Annotated in this window: 18 protein-coding genes; 3 read left to right on the top strand and 15 right to left on the bottom strand. The window is 33.8% G+C overall.

Annotated elements, in window-relative coordinates; all coding sequences use genetic code 11:
* Nucleotides 1-49 precede the first annotated feature (49 nt).
* The 3 genes from ilvN to ilvD form a co-directional block, all read right to left on the bottom strand.
* The gene (gene ilvN, locus STERM_RS00495; protein ID WP_012859589.1) at nt 50-535 is read right to left on the bottom strand and encodes an acetolactate synthase small subunit; all 486 of its coding nucleotides are present in this window, start codon (nt 533-535) and stop codon (nt 50-52) included.
* A 113-nt stretch (nt 536-648) separates the two neighbouring features.
* A complete protein-coding gene (gene ilvA, locus STERM_RS00490; protein ID WP_012859588.1) occupies nt 649-1,854 on the bottom strand; it encodes a threonine ammonia-lyase in 1,206 nt (401 codons plus the stop codon).
* 68 nt (nt 1,855-1,922) lie between these two features.
* Nucleotides 1,923-3,584 carry a dihydroxy-acid dehydratase gene (gene ilvD / locus STERM_RS00485; protein ID WP_041310187.1) on the bottom strand — a complete coding sequence of 554 codons (1,662 nt, stop codon included), beginning with the start codon at nt 3,582-3,584 and terminating at the stop codon, nt 1,923-1,925.
* An 873-nt stretch (nt 3,585-4,457) separates the two neighbouring features.
* Here ilvD and STERM_RS21985 point away from each other — a divergent pair.
* Nucleotides 4,458-4,634 carry a hypothetical protein gene (locus tag STERM_RS21985; protein WP_012859585.1) on the top strand — a complete coding sequence of 59 codons (177 nt, stop codon included), beginning with the start codon at nt 4,458-4,460 and terminating at the stop codon, nt 4,632-4,634.
* A 139-nt stretch (nt 4,635-4,773) separates the two neighbouring features.
* On the opposite strand, the gene STERM_RS00480 is transcribed toward STERM_RS21985, so the two are convergent.
* From STERM_RS00480 to STERM_RS00435, 10 genes are all read right to left on the bottom strand, one after another.
* Nucleotides 4,774-5,628: a hypothetical protein gene (locus tag STERM_RS00480; RefSeq protein WP_012859584.1), complete on the bottom strand. Its 855-nt coding sequence runs from the start codon at nt 5,626-5,628 to the stop codon at nt 4,774-4,776.
* Nucleotides 5,621-6,310: an ABC transporter ATP-binding protein gene (locus STERM_RS00475; protein ID WP_012859583.1), complete on the bottom strand. Its 690-nt coding sequence runs from the start codon at nt 6,308-6,310 to the stop codon at nt 5,621-5,623. The genes STERM_RS00480 and STERM_RS00475 overlap by 8 nt, the downstream gene beginning before the upstream one ends.
* A gap of 33 nt (nt 6,311-6,343) precedes the next feature.
* Nucleotides 6,344-6,916 (bottom strand): aminoacyl-tRNA hydrolase, encoded by a 573-nt coding sequence (gene pth / locus STERM_RS00470; protein WP_012859582.1) that lies wholly within the window; start codon nt 6,914-6,916, stop codon nt 6,344-6,346.
* 83 nt (nt 6,917-6,999) lie between these two features.
* Nucleotides 7,000-7,563 (bottom strand): sugar O-acetyltransferase, encoded by a 564-nt coding sequence (locus STERM_RS00465; protein ID WP_012859581.1) that lies wholly within the window; start codon nt 7,561-7,563, stop codon nt 7,000-7,002.
* 168 nt (nt 7,564-7,731) lie between these two features.
* Entirely contained in the window at nt 7,732-8,031 is a 300-nt protein-coding gene (gene spoVG / locus STERM_RS00460; RefSeq protein ID WP_012859580.1) for a septation regulator SpoVG, read from the bottom strand.
* A gap of 200 nt (nt 8,032-8,231) precedes the next feature.
* Nucleotides 8,232-9,089 (bottom strand): 4-(cytidine 5'-diphospho)-2-C-methyl-D-erythritol kinase, encoded by an 858-nt coding sequence (gene ispE / locus STERM_RS00455; RefSeq protein ID WP_012859579.1) that lies wholly within the window; start codon nt 9,087-9,089, stop codon nt 8,232-8,234.
* Nucleotides 9,086-9,334, bottom strand: coding sequence for an RNA-binding S4 domain-containing protein (locus STERM_RS00450; RefSeq protein ID WP_012859578.1), 249 nt, complete (start codon nt 9,332-9,334; stop codon nt 9,086-9,088). Before STERM_RS00450 ends, ispE begins: the two co-directional genes overlap by 4 nt.
* Nucleotides 9,335-9,339: 5 nt before the next feature.
* On the bottom strand, nt 9,340-10,677 hold the full coding sequence (locus tag STERM_RS00445) for a hypothetical protein (protein WP_012859577.1): 1,338 nt from the start codon (nt 10,675-10,677) through the stop codon (nt 9,340-9,342).
* 322 nt (nt 10,678-10,999) lie between these two features.
* Nucleotides 11,000-11,920, bottom strand: a complete 921-nt coding sequence (locus tag STERM_RS00440) for a peptidylprolyl isomerase (RefSeq protein ID WP_012859576.1) — start codon at nt 11,918-11,920, stop codon at nt 11,000-11,002.
* A gap of 9 nt (nt 11,921-11,929) precedes the next feature.
* Entirely contained in the window at nt 11,930-14,884 is a 2,955-nt protein-coding gene (locus STERM_RS00435) for a DEAD/DEAH box helicase (RefSeq protein ID WP_012859575.1), read from the bottom strand.
* 76 nt (nt 14,885-14,960) lie between these two features.
* Between STERM_RS00435 and STERM_RS00430 the strand changes: the two genes are divergently transcribed.
* Nucleotides 14,961-15,638, top strand: coding sequence for a YwaF family protein (locus tag STERM_RS00430; protein ID WP_012859574.1), 678 nt, complete (start codon nt 14,961-14,963; stop codon nt 15,636-15,638).
* Nucleotides 15,639-16,133: 495 nt separating this feature from the next.
* Here STERM_RS00430 and STERM_RS00425 read toward each other — a convergent pair whose 3' ends face one another.
* A complete protein-coding gene (locus STERM_RS00425) occupies nt 16,134-16,847 on the bottom strand; it encodes a hypothetical protein (RefSeq protein WP_012859573.1) in 714 nt (237 codons plus the stop codon).
* A 330-nt stretch (nt 16,848-17,177) separates the two neighbouring features.
* Between STERM_RS00425 and STERM_RS00420 the strand changes: the two genes are divergently transcribed.
* Nucleotides 17,178-18,446 carry a RidA family protein gene (locus tag STERM_RS00420; RefSeq protein WP_012859572.1) on the top strand — a complete coding sequence of 423 codons (1,269 nt, stop codon included), beginning with the start codon at nt 17,178-17,180 and terminating at the stop codon, nt 18,444-18,446.
* Between the two features lie 598 nt (nt 18,447-19,044).
* Here the strand turns inward: STERM_RS00420 and STERM_RS20950 are convergent.
* The gene (locus STERM_RS20950; RefSeq protein ID WP_012859571.1) at nt 19,045-19,986 is read right to left on the bottom strand and encodes an AraC family transcriptional regulator; all 942 of its coding nucleotides are present in this window, start codon (nt 19,984-19,986) and stop codon (nt 19,045-19,047) included.
* Between the last annotated feature and the right edge of the window lie 89 nt (nt 19,987-20,075).

The following is a 20,075-nucleotide window of genomic DNA, read 5'->3' as shown; positions in this document are numbered from 1 at the left end:
CTTTATTTATTACAGATTTTATATTTTTCGGAATATTTCATTCCCAAAGTTACAGTTTTTCTCCCCTGCTCATAGCCAGAACACCTGTTCTTGCTATTTCCAGAACACCGTAGCTTTCCATTATATCTACGAATCCTCCTAATTTTTGACTGTCCCCGGTAAGCTCCATTGTTACCGAGTCAGGAGAAACATCTACCACTTCACCTCTGTAGATCTCGGCAATCTGTACTATCTGAGCCCTTGTTTCTATATTTGCCTTTACTTTCAAAAGCATAAGCTCTCTTCTTATGACATTTTCCTTAGGAAATATCTTTACCTTTACCACATCAGTTATTTTATATACCTGTTTTTGTATCTGATCAAGTATTTTATCATCACCTTCCACCGTAAGTGTAAGTCTTGTATATCCCAGTTTGTTAGTTACTCCCGCTGTCATTTTCAGGGCATGATATCCTCTTCTGTTAAAAAGCGACATTATTCTTGCTATTATTCCGTCAGTATTCTTCGCTATTATTAAAATTTCATACTTTTTCATTTGAATCACTCCCGATTTTCCTGTCATTCGACCACTGCCTGCTTTTTGCAAAGAAGCTCCTTTTCTGCAGTGATAGATCCTCAGGCATTGACAATTTTGCCGACTCTGTTTATTTATATATTTATTCTCAGAATTTCATAGCCAAAATTCTTAAATTCTTTTATTATTTTCTGTATATGTTCTTCTCCGTTAGTTTCTACAGTTACCTGAAGCTCCACTTCGTGAAATCTGTCAAGATTTTTGAACTGATTATGATCCAGTTTTATTACATTGGCATTTAGCCTTGTCAGTATATCCGACACCATCTGAAGCTGTCCCGGCTTATCCGGAAGCTGAACAGAAAAACTAAATATTCTCCCTCTTGAAATAAGTCCCTTGCTTATCATTGAAGAAATTGTCAAAACGTCGATATTCCCTCCGCTTAATACAGAAACTATCTTCTTATCTTTTTCTTTTATCTTTCTCAGTCCGGCCAGAGATAAAATCCCGGCATTTTCAGCTATCAGCTTGTGCTTTTCTACCAGTATCAGAAATGATTCCATTAGTTCATAATCAGAAACCGTTATTATTTCATCAACATATTTTTTTATATATTCAAAAGTAGTATCTCCTATTCTTTTTACTGCTGCTCCGTCTGCTATTGTATATGACTCCGAAAGCTCTGTTACCTTACCTTCATTTAGTGACTTTATGGCACTGGCTGCCCCTTCAGGCTCTACACCTATTATTTTTATCTCCGGATTTTTTAGTTTTGCCGCTGCTGCTATTCCGGATATCAGTCCTCCGCCTCCAAGAGGAACCATTATTATATCCACATCGGGAAGCTCTTTCAAGATTTCCAGCGCAATTGTTCCCTGACCCGCAATCACAGCATCATCATCAAAAGGATGTACAAAAATATATCCTTTTTCTTCCTGAAGCTCCTTTGCCTTCTCATATGCTTCATCATAAACTTCACCGTGCAGAACCACTTCTGCACCGAATCTTGCAGTTGCCTCGACTTTTATGAGGGGGGTATGCTTCGGCATAACTATAGTTGCCTTGACGCCCAGCTTTTGTGCGGCAAATGCCACTCCCTGAGCATGATTTCCCGCTGATGAGGCTATAAGTCCTTTTTTCTTTTCTTCCTCGGAAAGCATAAATATTTTGTTATATGCTCCCCTGATTTTGAATGATCCGGTTCTCTGAAGGTTTTCCGGCTTTATATAAACTGTGTTCCCGAATTCCTTTGAAAATGTGGAACTGTATATAAGCTTGGTTTTTACCAGTACATTTGATAATCTTTCCTTTGCTTCCACAAAGTCACATAATGTTAGCATTTTCTCTCCTTTGAAAGTATCTGTCTTTTATATTTCAAAAATAATCTTTAAAATTCTTCTGGTGCAGTTTAATATTCTTCTATTGCTCCGTTAACTGCCGATCCTACATGCAGTGCATATTTTTTCAGATATCCTGTTACTTCAGGCTCATATGGTTTCAGCTCGGCTTTTCTGGCTGCAATTTCCTCGTCGCTTAGTTTTACATTCAGAGTTCTGTTTGGTATATCTATTTCTATAATATCCCCGTCTCTTACTACTGCTATAGTTCCTCCTACTGCTGCCTCAGGACACACATGCCCTATTGAAGCTCCTCTTGTCGCCCCTGAAAATCTTCCGTCAGTAAGAAGTGCTACTTCTTTATCCAGTCCCATACCTGCTATTACAGATGTCGGAGTAAGCATTTCTCTCATTCCCGGTCCGCCTTTAGGTCCTTCATATCTTATTACCACTACATCTCCGCTTTTTACTTTTCCGCCGAGAATTCCGTCCACGGCCTCCTCTTCAGAATTATACACCTTTGCCGGTCCTGAATGTACCTGCATTTCATCTGCCACTGCCCCGGCTTTTACCACTGATCCCAGCTCGGCAAGATTTCCTTTCAGCACTGCCAGTCCTCCGCCTGCATACGCCGGCTTATCCCACGGCTTTATTACATCCTCGTCATTTATATATGCTTCCTTACACAGCTCTTCCTGTGTTTTCAGTGCAACTGTTTTCTGAGTTCCATCCAGCTCTCCGTTTTCAAGCAGTCTTCTCATTACCGCAGTAACTCCGCCTGCTCTGTATAAATCCTCTATGAAATACTCTCCTGAAGGTGACAGCTTACACAGCTGAGGTACTCTCGCCGCAATTTCGTTAAAATCATCTATAGTAAGTTTTACTCCTGCATCATGTGCTACTGCCGGCAGATGAAGTGCTGTATTTGTAGATCCTCCGAGTGCCATATCCACTGCCACTGCATTTACAAATGCTTCCTTTGTCATTATATCTTTTGGTTTCAGATCAGCTTTTAGTATTTCCAGTATCTGCATTCCTGCTTTTTTAGCAAGTCTGAGTCTTTCCGAAAATACCGCAGGCACAGTTCCGTTCCCGGGCAGTCCCATTCCCAGAGCTTCAGTCAGACAGTTCATTGTATTTGCAGTGTACATTCCCGAACATGACCCGCATGTAGGACACGCCATATCTTCTACCATATTCAGTTCTTTTGCAGTCATTTTCCCTGATTCAAACTGCCCAACATATTCAAAAACATTGCTTAATCCTATTTTTTTCCCTTTATAGACACCTGCGAGCATTGCTCCTCCGCTTATAAATATACTTGGTATATTCAGTCTTGCTGCTGCCATAAGCATTCCGGGAACTACCTTATCACAGTTTGGTATAAAAACTATAGCATCAAATGGTGTTGCCATCGCAGTAGCTTCTATCGAATCAGCCACTATCTGTCTTGTTACCAGCGAATATTTCATTCCTATGTGATTCATTGCCAGCCCGTCGCAGATTCCTATCGTATTAAATTCCATAGGAACTCCTCCTGCCATTCTTATACCGTCTTTTACAGACTGTACAAGAGTCTGCAGATGGACATGTCCCGGTATTATCTCATTAAATGAATTGGCAATTCCTATAATAGGCTTGTCCATTTCCTCATTTACAAAACCTAATCCCTTAAGCAGGGATCTGTGCGGTGCTCTTCTGTCTCCCTTTTTCAAATTATCACTTCTCATTATCTTCACCTCTCAATAAATTTGTAAAAAAAAATGATTCTAAAAAATCTTTAGAATCACCCTCTAATCTCTATAATTAAAATAAATATTTATAAAATATCACCTACAAAACTATTATGGCCTAAATACATAAAGGACATTTACCGTTAGTATTATAGTTTATTATTACCGGCTCCATATGCAAAATTATCAGAATAATCTTCACACGATGGAAACGTATTATAGAAATTAAAAAGTGCTTCTTTATTAATGCTGAGTCCAATGAGTTCTATAATGACAACCAGTAATATGACTGATAATACTAATAATTCCATATTTTGTAATCTCCTTTATCTTTTATTATACATTTATATTATCAAATATCATCTATTAAGTAAAATATAGTTTTTATATTTTTTCCATAAGTATGGTATATGTTTTTCTTTTACAGTGTAGTATCTGCATCTATTTTTGTTATACAGCACTGAATATTTTATCTGTCAGCAGAAAAAAAGAAAACTATATGAATATTTTATTATGTAAAAATTTTTCTTAAAACCATCTGCTTCAAAAGCAAATAAAATCTAACATTGGCTTGACAAATCTTCATTTTAAGCCTATAATTACAATTGATTTTCAGTTAAATTATATGTTCGTCAGATATTAACAAAATACAATAAGTTTATATGGAAGAAAATTAATAATTTACTTTCAAAATTATTTGATTTTCCTGTATTATTTTAAGCATAAAAAAATTTATTCGATACTGATTTTCAATGATTTTGTTATTCTGAAAATTATACACTTCACCTCTGACATAATCGAAGGATATAAATTTTTTTATTATTAACAGTAATTTACAGCTTTAAAATAAATTTTTTGAACGGGGGTGCAATAATGACTAATTTACTCTTTTATACCGGTATATTTTCCACTGTTATTTTAGTGATTCAGGTTATACTGACGCTTATTGGAATAGGGGGCGAAAGCCCGGAATTTGATGCTGATACAGATATGGATTTTGATGGGCACCTAAAATTACTTTTCAACAAGTTAATTTATAAATTATTTTAAAGATTTTCTCTACTGACAGAATACCTTATTAAATCAAAAAAATATACAATTGTTAATTATGGTACCTTTATTCTTTAAATAACAAAAAAAAGACAACCGATCATTGATTGTCTTTTTATAATTATATTCAAAAAAGTTCTTAAATATTTACCCCTTTATCTATCAGCTTGCAGACTGAAAAATATAATACAAAAAATACTCCCAGAAAAATAATCAAAACAGGGAAAACCGGCAAAGGAATAAACTCATAATTTCCTCCGGCGTATTCCGGCATATACACAGGAACATTCATGCTTATTGATTTGTAAAAAATCAAAAATCCTGTTGTATTAATATTAAACTGTATGTAAAGCTGTAAAAAAAAGTATATTATACGCAGAAAAATCGTAACTCCGAAATACATCAGAAACGATGAAAGAATTTTATGTTTAAAGTCGATAACTGTTACATTCAGCGTCATTATAAAATATATAAATATCATATGAATTAACTGCCCTAAAATAGCATAAATCAATACCAAAATTATCAGCAAAGGATTTTTTCTGATAAACTCCATTATCATAAAAAATTCATTATTTTCTCTGAAAACTATAGATAAAACTCCTAATACCGAAACCAGAATTACCATAAAATATACAAAATTTCTTATAAAATATGCCAGAAGCTTTGAAGCTATTATTTTATATGACGAATTAGGCGTAGAAAAAGTCAGATATCCTTTTTCCCTGAAAAATTCATCGGCAAGATACATTATCCCCTGTACAAAATTAAATACTCCGCCTACTATCATAAGTATATAGGCCATTCCTACAACGAGAAAAATACCCATCATAAGAATAACAAACTGGTTTTCACTGCGACTGTTAAATGAATCGAAATCTATAAAAGAACACTGCACTGCTATTATAATAAAAGCCACTATCAGACTTACCATAATAATTATATAAGGAATAATACCTTTTCTCAATTCATATTTCATTAATTTTTTAAACATTTAAGTACTCCTTTACATAGTAGTCTTCTAATTTATAATTTTCCAGATCCAGTTTTGATTTTTCAGTATCCAGTATTATTTCTCCCTCAGAAATAAATAAAACATGGTCTATTATATCTGCCACATCATTCACAAGATGACTTGTTATAATTAATATTCCGTTCTGATTCATCAATGTTTTTATTGTATCCAGAATTATTTTTCTTGATACGGGATCCAGTCCCCCAAGCGGTTCGTCCAAAAGATAAAGCTTTGCATTTCTGCTTATTGCCAGAGCTACTTTAAGACGTGCCTTCATTCCTTTGGAAAGCACATTTATCTTATCATCTGCCTCGAGCTTCATCATTTTTACCAGCCGCAGACATTTCTCCTCATCAAAATCTGTAAAAAAATCCTTATAATATTTCACAGCATCTTTTATCTTCATCCAGCCGTAAAAGATTTCCTTGTCAGAAATAAATGTTATATGATCCTTATTTTCATAAGTAAAATCTAATCCGTTTATCTTATATTCTCCTGATGTTTTTTTATTATATCCTGCCATAATTTTCAGAAGTGTTGTTTTCCCTACACCGTTAGGTCCAAATAAGCCGTATACCTTCCCCTCCTGCAGGTTCAGGTTAATATTTCTCAGCACCCTTTTGTTCCCAAAACGCTTTTCTATGTTTACCAATTCTATCACTTGCTGTTACCTCCTATGCTAATGTACTTTTTCTCATTTTTGATTATAAACAGCCATAAGCTGATCTGCATCTTTTCCGTCGATAATATCATCTATTAAGCTGTTTATTCTTTCTCTGTTCTCCTTTAATACTTCTTTCTCCTCATCGGTAAGCTTTCCCAGAACATAATTTACCACATCTGTTCTTCCTCCGGGACGCCCGATTCCACACTTTATTCTGATAAATTCAGGCCCTACATGGCTTATTATTGACTTTATACCGTTATGTCCGCCGGGTCTTCCGTTTTTTCTTATTTTGATACGTCCTAGTTCCAGATCCATATCATCATATATCACAAATAAATCATGAGCAGGGTCAAGTTTATAAAAGTTTACGGCTTCTCTCACTGATTCCCCGCTTAGGTTCATAAATGTAAGCGGCTTCAGGAACAGTGCCTTTTTTCCCAGTTTGTTCAGCTCTGCTATTTCGCCTTTAAACTTATTTTTATAATCCCTGCTTCTAAATCCGTTTTCCTTCAGGTATTCGTCCACGTAGATAAACCCCGCATTATGTCTCGTCATTTTATAATTTTCACCGGGATTTCCCAAGCCTACTATTAGTTTCATTTTTTTCTCCTTGTAAATTTTACTCTTTGTATATCTGCCAATGATATTCTAATATTTTTTATAAGAAACAGCAAGATTTTTTTCTATTTTTCCTTAATTTTTTCAGTCACTCTGCACGGAGTTCCATAGGCTACTACATTTGCCGGAATGCTTTTTGTTACTATACTTCCTGCACCTATTATAGAATTTTTCCCTATTGTTACACCGGGACATATCGTAACACCTGATGATATCCACACTCCGTCCTCTATTATCACTTTTGCTCCGAATTCTATATTTTCCTTTCTCTGACGCGGACTTTTCGGATGACTGGCTGTAGTTATCGTTACGTTTGGTCCTATCATAACATCATCGCCTATTATTACTTCACACATATCTATCACTATAAAATTATGATTTGCAAAAAAATTTTTTCCCAATGTAATATTTTTCCCGTGAAAGCATTGAAACGGGGCCCATATCTTTATATTTTTAAACTCCTTCTGAAAAATTCTTACCAGCATTTCTTCCTGTCCTTCTTTATCGCTCGGTCTCAGCTGGTTATATTCATAACAGAGCTCTTTAGTTCTTGTTATTTCTTCGGATATTTCCGGCTCTTTAAATAAATAATGGGGCAGTCCCAGCAGTCGTTTCTCTTTCTCAGTCATTTGAACACTTCCTCTTCTAATATTTTTTGTATCTGCAGCTAATTGTAAAATTTTAAACAGGTCGCTACACCAGATAATTAACCATATAATAAATAAAAAACTCTCTTTAAACAAACATGATGTTCATTAATAAAGAGAGACTCTTTTTAGACTTTTAGGATTTTTAGATTATTCTGCTGTTGTAGCCGCAGCCGCTTCAAGATTTACTTTTTCTTCCTCAAATTTCTTAATTATGAAATCTGTTAGTTCATTTCTTAATTCCGGAGTTATTGGATGGGCAATATCCTTGAATTCACCATTTGGCATTCTTCTTGATGGCATAGCCACAAACAGTCCGTTCTGTCCTTCTATAATTTTCAGTCCATGAATTACGAAACTCTCATCAAAAGTTACATCTACGTACGCTTTCAGTTTTCCCCCATCCTCTGCGCCTCTTCCTAATCTTAATCTGATGTCTGTTATTTTCATGCTACAGCACCCCTTCTCTAGTTGTATTTGAAGTTTTACTTCCATATAGTATACCTTATATTTTTCAAAAATCAACCTTTTTTTACCCTTTTTTTATTGTAAAATAATTTTAAGTTATTAAATTATAAATAAATAAAAAATAGAAGAAATTTGTTAACAGCATATTCCAGAGGGATCAGCTATAATTTTTAAACAATAGTTTATTTTCCATAATTTTGCACTAGCCTGTTCGTTTTTTGATAAAAAACATTTTTTTTATCAAGTTTACTTGTATCAAAATTTCCGTTTTCGCAAAATGCAAAAAAGCAGCTTCCGCTTCCTGATAAAAATATCTTTTTGGCCAAAGCATCTTCCAATTCATTTTTCAAATCTCTGAAGCTGCTGTCTTTTTTAAAGATAAGCTGTTCCAGTGAATTTTCTATATTTTTTAAAAGCTGAGTCAGGTTATTTTCTTTCAGAGCCTTTACTATACTCATAATATCCGCCATTTTCAGATCTTTTTTATTATCTTTGTAATAACTGTAGACCTGCCCTGTTGACATCCCCTGCTGCGGTTTTATAAGAAGTATTTCTGATGACAGATTATTTTCTATCTCTTCTATTTTTTCGCCGATCCCTGTTACCCTTGCACTTTTATTTCTTATAAAAAACGGTACGTCTGCTCCTACCTTTAGAGCTATTTTTTCCAACTCTTCATTAGTATACAGCTTATACTTGTCATTCAGCTTTCTGAGTATAAAAGCTGCATTGGAGCTGCCTCCGCCGAGTCCGGCTTCATGCGGTATTTTTTTATCCAAAAATACTTTTATTTTTTGTCTCGGGGTGTTAGAGTTATCAAAATACAGATTATATGCTTTTCTCACTATATTTTTTTCATCTATCGGTATTCTTGTATCACTGACTTCCAGTATCAGGTCGCCTTTTTCCCCGTAATCTTCATATTTCAACACATCGTTAAAATCCACAGGCATCATTACCATATCCAGTTCATGATACCCGTCTTCTCTTTTTTTCAGGATATTCAATCCCAGATTGATCTTACAGTTCGAATATATCATGATGAAAGCACCTCGATGTAATTTTCTATATCTTCTTTTCTCAGATTTTCGCTGGGCACTTCTTTTACTCTTATTTTTATATTTTTGTTAAAATATTTTATATCAAGTACATCTCCTGCCTTGACACTGTAAGATGATTTTTTTTCCTCGTTGTTTATCTGGATATTTCCATTATCAGCAAGTTCTTTTGCGATAGTTCTTCTTTTGATTATTCTCGTTACCTTAAGAAACTTATCAAGTCTCATTTCCTTTATTCTCCTAACGTATTAATTATATTAGATGAAGTTGTTAATACCTTTAACTTGGAAATCTGGGCATCCAGTTCCTTTTCCTTTTCATTAAGCTGATCCAGTATGTCATTTATTCTTGTATTTTCCGTGTTATATTTTTCGCTTAATGCTGCCAGTCTTTCCTGCTTTATCTTTTCTATACTCTCTTTTATAAAATTTTCCTGTTCATCTGTCACGGAATTATTTGAGGCAATATTTAATATATCATTATTATATGATAATTTCGTCTCAATTACAATATCTGAAACATCAGGAAGAAAATTTATTTTTGTATATTTTATATCAGCTGTTATTTTATCATTTTCGTAAAGAATTTCCTCTGATAATTTATCTCTTGTTACGGCTATTTTGTAGAGCTCGGAGTTTTCGGCTTTAGTGATCTTATAAGCCGCATCTTTACTTTTATAGTCTGCTGTAGTGCTTCCTAAATCAGGTCCTGTATTAAATATCTCCATTCTCTGATCCGCAGATATCAAAATAACTTTTTTTGCTGATATATTACTTTTATAAAAATCTTCCGCTACCTTAGCCGTTTTCAGGGAAATATTCAAATCTTGAACTATATCTCTTCCTCTGTCTATAAATGTTATTTTCTTAATATTATCTACATTTCCGGCTTTTATTGTATTGTTCAGCTCTTCAAGCTGGTCTGTATATGTATTTAGTGCTTTTATATTCTCACTGTCCAATTCCGCGATTTTCTCATTGATCAATATTTTTTTATCCGTAATATCTTTTTTTATCTTTTCGGATTTCTCAGAAATTTCTTTTAATTTTGCTATCTTTGTATCCAAATCCTGTGTATCTGAAAATTCTCTTTTCAGCTTTTCCAAATCTTCCATCTGTGTAATAAAATCAAAATTCAGCACATCATTTGTACCTGATTCGAGACTGGAAATTTCCTCTGATATATTATCCGCTGCCCCGGCCTCTGTCTTCTCGGCCGGCACCTGTATCTTACTTATAAACTTATCAATATTTTCATCAGGAGCAGCAAACAATGTGTTAAAATCAACATTGCTAAACTCTACTTCATTAAGATATATTTCCTTATCAAACATATTTCCAAAAAATCTTTTGAGACTTATTGTTGCACGTCCCGGTCCCATTTTATTCCCGTTTATGGAAATATTATCAAATGTTATTTCACGCTTCCCGAGAGAAAACTTAAAATTTTCTATCTGTGTTTCTTTTGTATTTAATTTTGATTCTATAATTTTTCCAGAAAAAAACAATACACCTATCGTAACAACTATCAAAAATAAAATCAATATCAGCAGATATTTTAATATTTTCATTCTTACACCACCACTTTTCCAGTATTTTGTCCAACTTATATTTTAAAATAACCAATAACCGTCATGCCAAAACACTTGTACTCGCTTCTGATTCAAATTATTATAAGTATAAACAGATCAGAATATTAACATAATCTAATAATTCGACTGCTAAAATTATTATCCGGCATCAATACTGTACAGTACTGACAGACCCGGATTCCAAAGCACAAGTACTCCAGTACATCTGTATGATCTGATAAACCAGATTTGCCAATGTATTAGAGCGGGGCCAATCAAAAATTACTTTGCCCAGCCCCTTTTCTTTTCTATTTCATTGTATTTATTTTTTGTCTTTATCTGCTGCTTTTTCTTCTAATTTTAACTGATCTATAGAATTCAAATCATATTTATCCACTATTTCTTTTTCTATTTTAGCCTGTTCTTCTGCTATTTTCTTCTGTTTTAGCTGGAATGCAATGTTCTTTTGAACATCCTCATATTTTACTACTTCACCTTTTAATTCTTTTTTGTTTACTTTTACGATAACAGCAGTATCTCCGCCTAATATTACAAGATTCGGTGCTACTTCATTAACTGCTCCGTTTATAGCAGCATCCTTGATCGGTGCAAAATCTGCTCCTAATTTATCCAGTGGAAGCGGTCCTGTAACTCCTCCGTTTGCTCCTGATGTCTTATCAGCTGAGTACTGCTTAGCAAGATCTCCGAATTTATCCTTGTTTTGCTTAGCTTCTGCAAGAACTCTGTCTGCCTGTGCTTTTTCGTCGTCACTTCTGTATGGCAAGTAGATCAACTGAAGGTCAGCTATATTATCCTGTCTTGTAAATGCAGATTTATTATCATCATAGAATTTTTTAGTTTCTTCGTCAGTTACTTTTATGTCTTTTACTTTATCTTTCAGGAATAATCCAGTCAGTAAAGTATCTTCCTGTAACCCGAGTGCCATTTTGTAATCCTTAGTTGCTTTTAGCTTAGCAGCTTCAGGTGATAAAGCTATAGATTTATAGAAAGCAAGCTGTTTTATTATAGCTTTTTTCTGAGCATCAAGCTGTTCCTTTGGTACCTGATCCAGCATTTCAGGATCCATGCTCTGATTTATAACAAAATCCACTTCTTCTTTAAATACTTTTACTTTTTTATCCTTTGATTCAAAAACTACTTCTCCTGTAGTCAGTCTATTGCTATCCCCCGTACAAGACACCAATCCTAGTAATATTAATAATCCTGCTAGTGCTTTTTTCATTGTTTCCTCCTATGTTATTTTTTTTAATAATTTATTTTTGTTTATTTTTAATGTTTTTCTGTTTAATTTACTATCTTCCAATAATAGCACATTTATGTGCTCTTGTGAAATATTTTTTGAAAATTCTATTTCTATCATATTGTCTTTTTCTCTGAGTTTTTTTATGTTATTATTTTGAGCAAATATCTTAAGTCTCATATAATCCACGAAACGCTCAAAATCTTCAGGGAATTTTCCGAATCTGTCCTTTACTTCATCAAGAAGACCGGCAAGATCCTTTTCATTGTTAAGCATGATAAACCTCTTATATATATTCAGCTTCTCATCCGCTTCTATATAGCTGTCAGGAATGAATCCCTTGTCTTTCAGCTCTATATTAACATCAGGTGCTGCTTCTACATAAGTTCCTTTTTGAATTTCTATCTCCTTTCTCAGCATTTTTACATAAAGATCGTATCCAAAGGTTTCTATCGTTCCGTGCTGTTTTTCACCGAGTATTTCACCCGCACCCCTTATCTTCAGATCTTCCAGTGACAGCTGCATTCCGCTTGCTGTAGCGTCTTCTATATTATCAAAAGTTTCCTCTCTCTTTTTACTTTTTTTCGTAGAAATCAAACTTTTTATAAGATAACAGTAACTTTGTCTGTTGCTTCTTCCCACTCTTCCGCGCAGCTGATATACCTGAGACAGCCCGAGCTTGTCAAAATTTTCTATAAAAATAGTATTTACATTTGAGATATCTATACCGTTTTCTATGATTGTAGTAGCCATAAGTATGTCATATTCCCCGTTTTCAAACTTCTTTATTCTTTCCTTTATCAGTTTCGGAGGAAGCTGACCGTGTATATAATCTATTTTTACGAATTCAGGAAGCTGGCTTTTCAGCTCTTTCATTTTATCTTCCATGAATTTTACATTATTATAAATGTAAAAAATCTGTCCGTCTCTTGCCAGCTCTTTTAGCACCGCTCTTTTTATATCCAGACCCTGCTCTTCTATTATTGTTTCTATAGGAACCCTGTTTACCGGCGGGGTTTCTATTACCGAAATATCCCTTATTCCGAGTAAAGTCAGATTCAGTGTTCTTGGAATAGGTGTAGCTGTTAATGTTAGTATATCAATTTTTTCTCTTTTTTTCTTTAGTTTTTCCTTAGATTTTACCCCAAATTTCTGCTCTTCATCTATTATCAATAAGTTAAGGTTTTTGAATTTCACATCTTCACTAAGTATTCTGTGAGTTCCTATAACCATGTCAAGAACTCCCGTTTCCAGTTTATGCAGAATTTCTCTTACTTTTTTTGTATCACTCAGTCTTGATAAATTTTCTATTGTCATGGGATATTTTGAAAATCTTTGTTTAAATCTTTCATAATGCTGTTCGGCAAGAATAGTAGTAGGTGTAAGCAGGGCTACCTGTTTACCGTCTACGATTGCCTTAAAAGCAGCTCTCATAGCCACTTCTGTCTTTCCGTAGCCTACATCCCCGCATATAACCCTGTCCATTATCTTATCTGATTCCATATCATTTTTTACATCTTCTATTGCCCGTTTCTGATCCTCGGTTTCCACAAAAGGAAACTCCTCTTCGAATTCCTCCTGCCAGACTGTATCTTTGGAATACACAAATCCCTGATTCGAAGCTCTTATTGCCTGAATCTTTACCAGCTCTTCTGCAAATGCCCTTATTTCTTCTTCCAGCTTCTTTTTCTTATACTTGAATCCTTTGGTTCCCAGCTTATATACCTTTGGCTCTTCCCCGTAGGAAATATATTTTTCCAGTCTGTCCAGATGCTCTATAGGTATAAATAGTATATCCTCGTCTGCATACTTGATTTTCAGATAATCCCTGTTGTTCATCTGTTCTATCCCTTTGTACTTCCCTACTCCGTACTGTTCATGTATTACATAATCATCTTCTCTTATCTGGTTCAGATCCTTATATTTTATCTGTTTTTTAGTATTTACTTTTTTTTGTACTACTACTCCGTCAAGCTCTCTTTCTGTAAGAACAAATTTTCCGTCTGCAATATACCCTTCCAGAAGCTCTTCTTCCACGACCTTTATCTTTGTTCCTTTATATACTTCCTTTAATTTTTTCGTATTTAATGTGTGAATTTCCACATCTGCTTTTTCGGAAAGCTTTATAAGCTTATCTTTATCCTGAAAAGTCTTTAGCTGTTCATGGGAAAAATTCATCAGATTTATGATTTCACCTTTTTCCAGAAGATTCGTATATCTTTTTCTTATTTGATCTTCATTGTCCCTGTTCAGCAAAATGTACTCCTCTATCTTGTATTCTATCAGCTCGTCATTTTCAAGATACACAAGTACATCTTCGGCCTTTATTTCATCAAGCAGCTCTATAAACTCAAAACGCCCCTCTTGGGGGATATTAGAGTATATTTCTATTCTATCTGTTTTTGATATTGACTTTTGGGTATCTATATCAAAAAATCTTATGCTTTCCAGCTCATCATCAAAAAATTCCATTCTTACAGGATTTTCATAGCTTGGCGGGAAGATATCCACTATATCTCCTCTTTTGCTCCACTCGCCCTTTTTTTCCAGCATATAATTATAATCATAGTTATTTTCTGTGAGAAAATCAGATATCTCCTTTATGCTGTATGTTTTTCCCACCTGAAATTCCTCTTTCCTGATATCCTCAAAAAACGAACTTAACGCTATCTGCAGATTTACCAGCATCAGATATTCTTTATCGTTTTTCAGAATATTCAGCAGGTTTATGTTTATCCCTACCATATCTTCAGCATTGCTGGATATATTTTCAAATAAATTCAGGTTTCCTTTGTAATCTTTATCAAGAGAGTAATGATAATTTTCCAGATTACGGTTAGATGTGGAAATATATATTATTTTCTTATTTTTACCATCTGATAAAAATGAAGGGATGCTTCCTCTATAGAGTTTATTCTTATTTAATTCTATATCTAAATCTTTCATTTTTTTCCTCTAAAACTTTCTTTTTTTTTATTTTCGCTATATAATAGTCTATAACTTAATCGGAGGTATACAAATTATGAATCCAGCATATTCTTTTTCGTATTACAATTATGAACATATTATAAACCTTATTCTTTGTTTAGTTTTGGGACTTATAATTCTCGGATTTCCAAAATATACAAAAATAAATGTAAATAAATTTGGTACTGTACTTGGTTATCTTATTTTATTTTTGAAAATTTTTGAAACTATATACAGAATAAAATATGAGCACTTTACACTGCCCGAATCGCTGCCGCTGCATTTCTGCAATTTTACAATGATAATATGCGGTCTTTATCTTATTACAAAAAGTAATATCCTGTTTAATATTACTTATTTTTTTAGTTTCGGTGCCGTTATGGCCCTGATACTTCCCGGCGTTAATACTTATTATCATCAGCTGTTTTTTGTGCTGTTTATGGTTAGTCATGCTACTGTAGTAATTGCTATGCTGTACGGTTTTATATGGTTAAAATCAAAGCCGACATTCAGTGGAATGACGGTTTCTATTATTACGGTACTTATTCTCTTTCTGACTTCATATTTATATAACAACAAATTTGGAACGAATTTTATGTTCTTAAAAGTATACATCGTTCCTTTTCTTGATTTTATAAAACCATTTAGTCTTTATATTGGAATACTTATAACCGCTTTTATTTTGATAATCATTTTATTATACATCCCTTTTAGAAAAAATAAAAGGGGATAATTAAAATATTTTTATTTTTTTTCGACATTAAAAATGCAAAAAATATAATTTTATCCTGCAAAGCTAATTCCTGCTTCTCTGAATTATCTATTGCAGTATAGTAATCATAAGCTTTCCGAATCAGTTCAGAGAAGTATTTTGATAAATAATGCTTATAATTTTGTTTTGTAATAAATAAAAAAATAAGAAGAAAAAAAGATTATTCTAATCATATATAACTATAATTAACACATACCAATAAAAAGAATATTTTTCTTCATAACCCCCTTGCCGTCGGTTCTCATACTGACGGCTTTTTATTTACTGTTTTATTCGAAAAAATACTTCCTGATATTTATAAAAATATCCTGATTTTTTCAGTTTATTCTCATAAAACATTTTTATATACAAAAAATAAGTTTATTCTAATACATTCTTCCTATAATTAACACATACCAATAAAGAATATTTTTCTTCATAACCCCCTTTTGCCGTCGGTTTTATACCGACGGCTTTTTATTTACTGTTTTTTTGAAAAATCAGACTTACCGGAGTGTTCAAGAGCCATTTTTCTGTTTCCGACAATCTGAAATAATACTTTTTTCCCCAGCTGGAAACTGAAATTATATGATCAGAAATCCTGTTATTTTCAATATCTTTTATCTCAGTAATCTCCGTCACTGTCACCCAGTGTTCCGTAAAGGGAAGCCCCTTTCCCCATCCGAACAAAAGTACAGCAGGTCTTTTATTCCTAAGACTTTCCTTTAAAAATTCCGCTTTGTTTTCAAAAAATAAAGCTTTTTGAAATTTTACGCTATAACCTGTATGCTTAGAAAAATTTCGTGCAGCTTTCCGCAGCCCTGATTCAAAAAGACCGAATTTCAGAAAAATCCTTCCTTTAAAATCATAAATATCTGTCATCAATCTAAGAAAATCTTCTTTTGAATTTGAAAAAGCTTCTTTGTTATTTTTATAAATGTAATATGCAAAACAATTAGCGACAGATACAAAACCACAGCCGCTGTCTGAAGCTTTTTCCGCCCTTTTCTCATCCCATGCCCTTGCTTCTCTGTTCTGTCTGTACCATTCCTGTGCTCCGCCGTAGTAACCGTCTGACACTATGTTTTCAAATCCTTCCAGCTTTATAATATCACCATATTTTTCATTGCCTTTCAAAGAAATTTCCGTATATCTTTTTGAGATATCCGCATTTCTAAATATTTTCAGCATTTTTCTCACCTTAGAATATATTTTTATAGTATTATTTTATCATATTTAGATCAGAAATTTCTTTGTTTTGAATATGGGAGAAAAAATGTCGTGAACAGTCATAAATTAATTTTTATCCGGAAACTACATCAGTAATTTTTTTAATATTTTATATTTTTATTGATTTTTTTCATTTAATGAATTATAATTTATCGAAGTAGTGATATTATATATTAAATAATACTTAGTGTATATTATTACTGTAGACTGAAAGTAGTCATGTCACTATAGCAGTTTCTATGTGGAAATGCTGACAAAAACCAATATTTGAAAGAAAAGAGGAGTAATATTATGAGTAATAATAACGCAGTATTAGCAAGAAACACGGAAAAAGCACCAATAAATTCTCTATATTCACAAACAGTTGCTTTTTCTCACTATAACAACCTTTCAGCCCAACTACCTGTTGACCCGAAATCTGGTAAATTAGTAGCAGGCGGAATCAAAGAGCAGGCAGAACAATGCTTTAAAAATATCGAGGCAATTGTTGACAGCATTGACCATGTTATGAATGATATTGTTAGAATCACTGTATTTGTTAAAAATATCAAGGATGTTGACGCTGTAAACGAGGTTTATAAAACATTTTTTTCAAGCTATCTGCCTACACAGACAATAGTAGCGGTTGATGCCTTACCTATGAATGCTTTAGTGCAGATTGAAGCACTTGTTTCAAACGGTGAAGGTACAATTCCGGGTGCACCGCAGGCAGGAGACCTTATAAAACTTACAAATAACACAGAAAATGCACCAATGAGTTCTCTCTCTACACAAACAGTTGCTTTTTCTCATTATAATAATATTTCAGCTCAGCTGCCTATTGATCCAAAAACTGGCAGACTGGTAATTGGAGGCATTACCGAGCAGGCGAGACAGTGTTTAAAGAATATTAAGGCAATTTTAGAAAGTATCGATGTTCCTTTTGATGATATCGTAAAAATTACAGTATTCCTTAAAGATTTTTCAGACCTTGAAGCTGTAAATGAAGTTTATTCTACTTTCTTTCCGGATTCATCAATTGCCAGAGCTGTAGCTTATGTACCTGCAAGAACAGTAGTCGCAGTTTCGGATCTGCCTATGGGAGCTTTAGTACAAATCGAAGCAGTGGTATCACACGGAGACGGTACGCCTCCACAGGCTATTGAAGACAGACACGGACTCATTATAGAGGCAAATAATACAGAAAATGCGCCAAAATGTTCTTTATCTACACAAACAGTTGCTTTTTCTCATTATAACAATATCTCAGCTCAGCTGCCTGTTGATCCCAAAACTAATGAAATAGTAGCAGGCGGAATCAAAGAGCAGACAGAGCAGTGTTTAAAAAATATCAAGGCAATTGTAGAAAGTGTCGATCATGTTCTGGAAGATACAGTAAAAATAAATATATTCCTTAAAAACATTGAGGATATAGAAGCTGTAAATGAAATTTATGCAAAATTCTATCCAAACGGTACTCCTGCAAGAAGAATAGTCGGTGTATCAGCTTTACAAAAAAATGCTTTAATTCAAATTGATGCAATTTTAGGAAACGCAGAAGGAACACCGCCAATAAAGTAGTATTATAAAAAAATTTATATATTAATGTAAACAAAAAAAGATGAAGACTATATGACTGCTCGTTTTAAAGGAAAGTGCTTTATAAGAGCTTTTGATAGTCTTCATTTTAATTTATTATAATTAAATATACCAGAACAGCAGCTAAAATTCGGACAGCTTTTTCAGACCCCGTTATTCCTGAGATATCAAGGGCTTAACCAATAATCTGGTTATTGAATCTGCTTCCCATAATCACTGAATATTTCTATTCTTTTCAAATTTAGTATAACCTGTCCTTTAAATTTATCCCATAAAATCTGTAATCTCTAAGAACAAGAAAAGTTCCAGATAAGATATTTCTAAGTATAGTTTATTATAATTTAAACATACCAATAAAGAATATTTTTCTTCATAACCCCCTTTGCCGCCGACTTCACATCGGCGGCTTTTTTATTTCTGCAGCATTTTTCTTCCGCTTTGTTTATCCACTCTCTATTGCCGCAGTTTCACGTGAAACTGCAATACCTCTAAAATCCGGCATAAAAAAACGTCTGATATAAAATACCTGACGTAGTTATCTTTTTATATTCTTTTCCCTAAATTTAAGAGATACAAAAACTTATTTCTTCTTTTCCAAAACAGGAATATAGTAATCTAAGGTCAGAATAGTTTCTCCGTCTTTCTTCGGATTCGAAAAACGTTCGTCAGTATATGCTTCACACTGATAAAAATTTTCCCGGTCAATGATATACCCGCTGCTTTCTATTGCTGATACAGTAAGCTCGTGTCCCTGTGAATATATTTCATATTCTTCGCCTGTTATCTGTGACTCGGCAATTATTCCCGCCGGAAGCTCAAAGCTGTCAAATCCTTCCGGAACTTCCGCTGCTGACGAAAATATTATCCCTGCCAGATATCTTATACTGCCGCCCTCTCCGAAATTATGCATAATTCCTGCTACACCATCCGGCAATTCGGTAAGATTCTCCTTATTTCTGCATAAATCCAGCAGAGAATGAAAACTCCCGTCTGCAAAAAATTTCCCCCACAGCATGGCAATATCATTGCTCATCAGCTTTGTATCCACGGCACGTCCTATTAATCTGTACGGACCAAATGATTTAAATCCAATATTTGTAAGCTTTGCCATTTTCAAATCTCCTTTTTCTATCCTGTATGTTTTATTTTCAGCAGAAGACGGACTCAGAAAAAACAAACGTTCAAATAACTGCGGTTCTTTGATTCCTTCAATTATTTCCGTGGGAGTCGCATTATGGTGCATTTTAAATGCCCGTGAAAATCCTGAATGCGTATCATACCCATAGCTGACAGCTGTATCCAGAATATTCCGCCGGTTTTTGACAAGCTCCTCTGCTGCAGCTGACAGCTTTCGTCTGCGTATATATTCATGCAGTGATATTCCGGTCATATATGAAAATATACGTAAAAACTGCTGAAAAGAACAGCATGCTATCCTTGATACAGCTTCCTCGTCCAGTTCATGACAAAGCTGCTGTTCAATATAATCAAGAACCATATTTACCCTTTTTGTATTATCCAATATCTTCACCTCCTCTGCATATTAATTATATAGAATCTTAAAATATTTTGCTGTGCATATCAGGTACATATATGAAACAGCAGAAGATT

It is taken from the genome of Sebaldella termitidis ATCC 33386 (assembly GCF_000024405.1).
GTDB lineage: Bacteria > Fusobacteriota > Fusobacteriia > Fusobacteriales > Leptotrichiaceae > Sebaldella > Sebaldella termitidis.
This window is presented reverse-complemented; position numbering and strand designations above follow the sequence as displayed.

What these genes read in the sequence shown, in the direction of transcription:
- STERM_RS00480 (WP_012859584.1), bottom strand. Translation starts at nt 5,628, where the DNA reads ATGTTTAAAAAATTAATGAAATATGAATTGAGAAAAGGTATTATTCCT.
- STERM_RS00465 (WP_012859581.1), bottom strand. Translation starts at nt 7,563, where the DNA reads ATGACTGAGAAAGAGAAACGACTGCTGGGACTGCCCCATTATTTATTT.
- STERM_RS21985 (WP_012859585.1), top strand. Translation starts at nt 4,458, where the DNA reads ATGACTAATTTACTCTTTTATACCGGTATATTTTCCACTGTTATTTTA.
- STERM_RS00425 (WP_012859573.1), bottom strand. Translation starts at nt 16,847, where the DNA reads ATGCTGAAAATATTTAGAAATGCGGATATCTCAAAAAGATATACGGAA.
- STERM_RS00440 (WP_012859576.1), bottom strand. Translation starts at nt 11,920, where the DNA reads ATGAAAAAAGCACTAGCAGGATTATTAATATTACTAGGATTGGTGTCT.
- STERM_RS00420 (WP_012859572.1), top strand. Translation starts at nt 17,178, where the DNA reads ATGAGTAATAATAACGCAGTATTAGCAAGAAACACGGAAAAAGCACCA.
- ilvN (WP_012859589.1), bottom strand. Translation starts at nt 535, where the DNA reads ATGAAAAAGTATGAAATTTTAATAATAGCGAAGAATACTGACGGAATA.
- pth (WP_012859582.1), bottom strand. Translation starts at nt 6,916, where the DNA reads ATGAAACTAATAGTAGGCTTGGGAAATCCCGGTGAAAATTATAAAATG.
- spoVG (WP_012859580.1), bottom strand. Translation starts at nt 8,031, where the DNA reads ATGAAAATAACAGACATCAGATTAAGATTAGGAAGAGGCGCAGAGGAT.
- STERM_RS00450 (WP_012859578.1), bottom strand. Translation starts at nt 9,334, where the DNA reads ATGAGACTTGATAAGTTTCTTAAGGTAACGAGAATAATCAAAAGAAGA.
- STERM_RS00435 (WP_012859575.1), bottom strand. Translation starts at nt 14,884, where the DNA reads ATGAAAGATTTAGATATAGAATTAAATAAGAATAAACTCTATAGAGGA.
- STERM_RS00445 (WP_012859577.1), bottom strand. Translation starts at nt 10,677, where the DNA reads ATGAAAATATTAAAATATCTGCTGATATTGATTTTATTTTTGATAGTT.
- ilvA (WP_012859588.1), bottom strand. Translation starts at nt 1,854, where the DNA reads ATGCTAACATTATGTGACTTTGTGGAAGCAAAGGAAAGATTATCAAAT.
- ispE (WP_012859579.1), bottom strand. Translation starts at nt 9,089, where the DNA reads ATGATATATTCGAACTGTAAGATCAATCTGGGATTGAATATCCTGAAA.
- STERM_RS00430 (WP_012859574.1), top strand. Translation starts at nt 14,961, where the DNA reads ATGAATCCAGCATATTCTTTTTCGTATTACAATTATGAACATATTATA.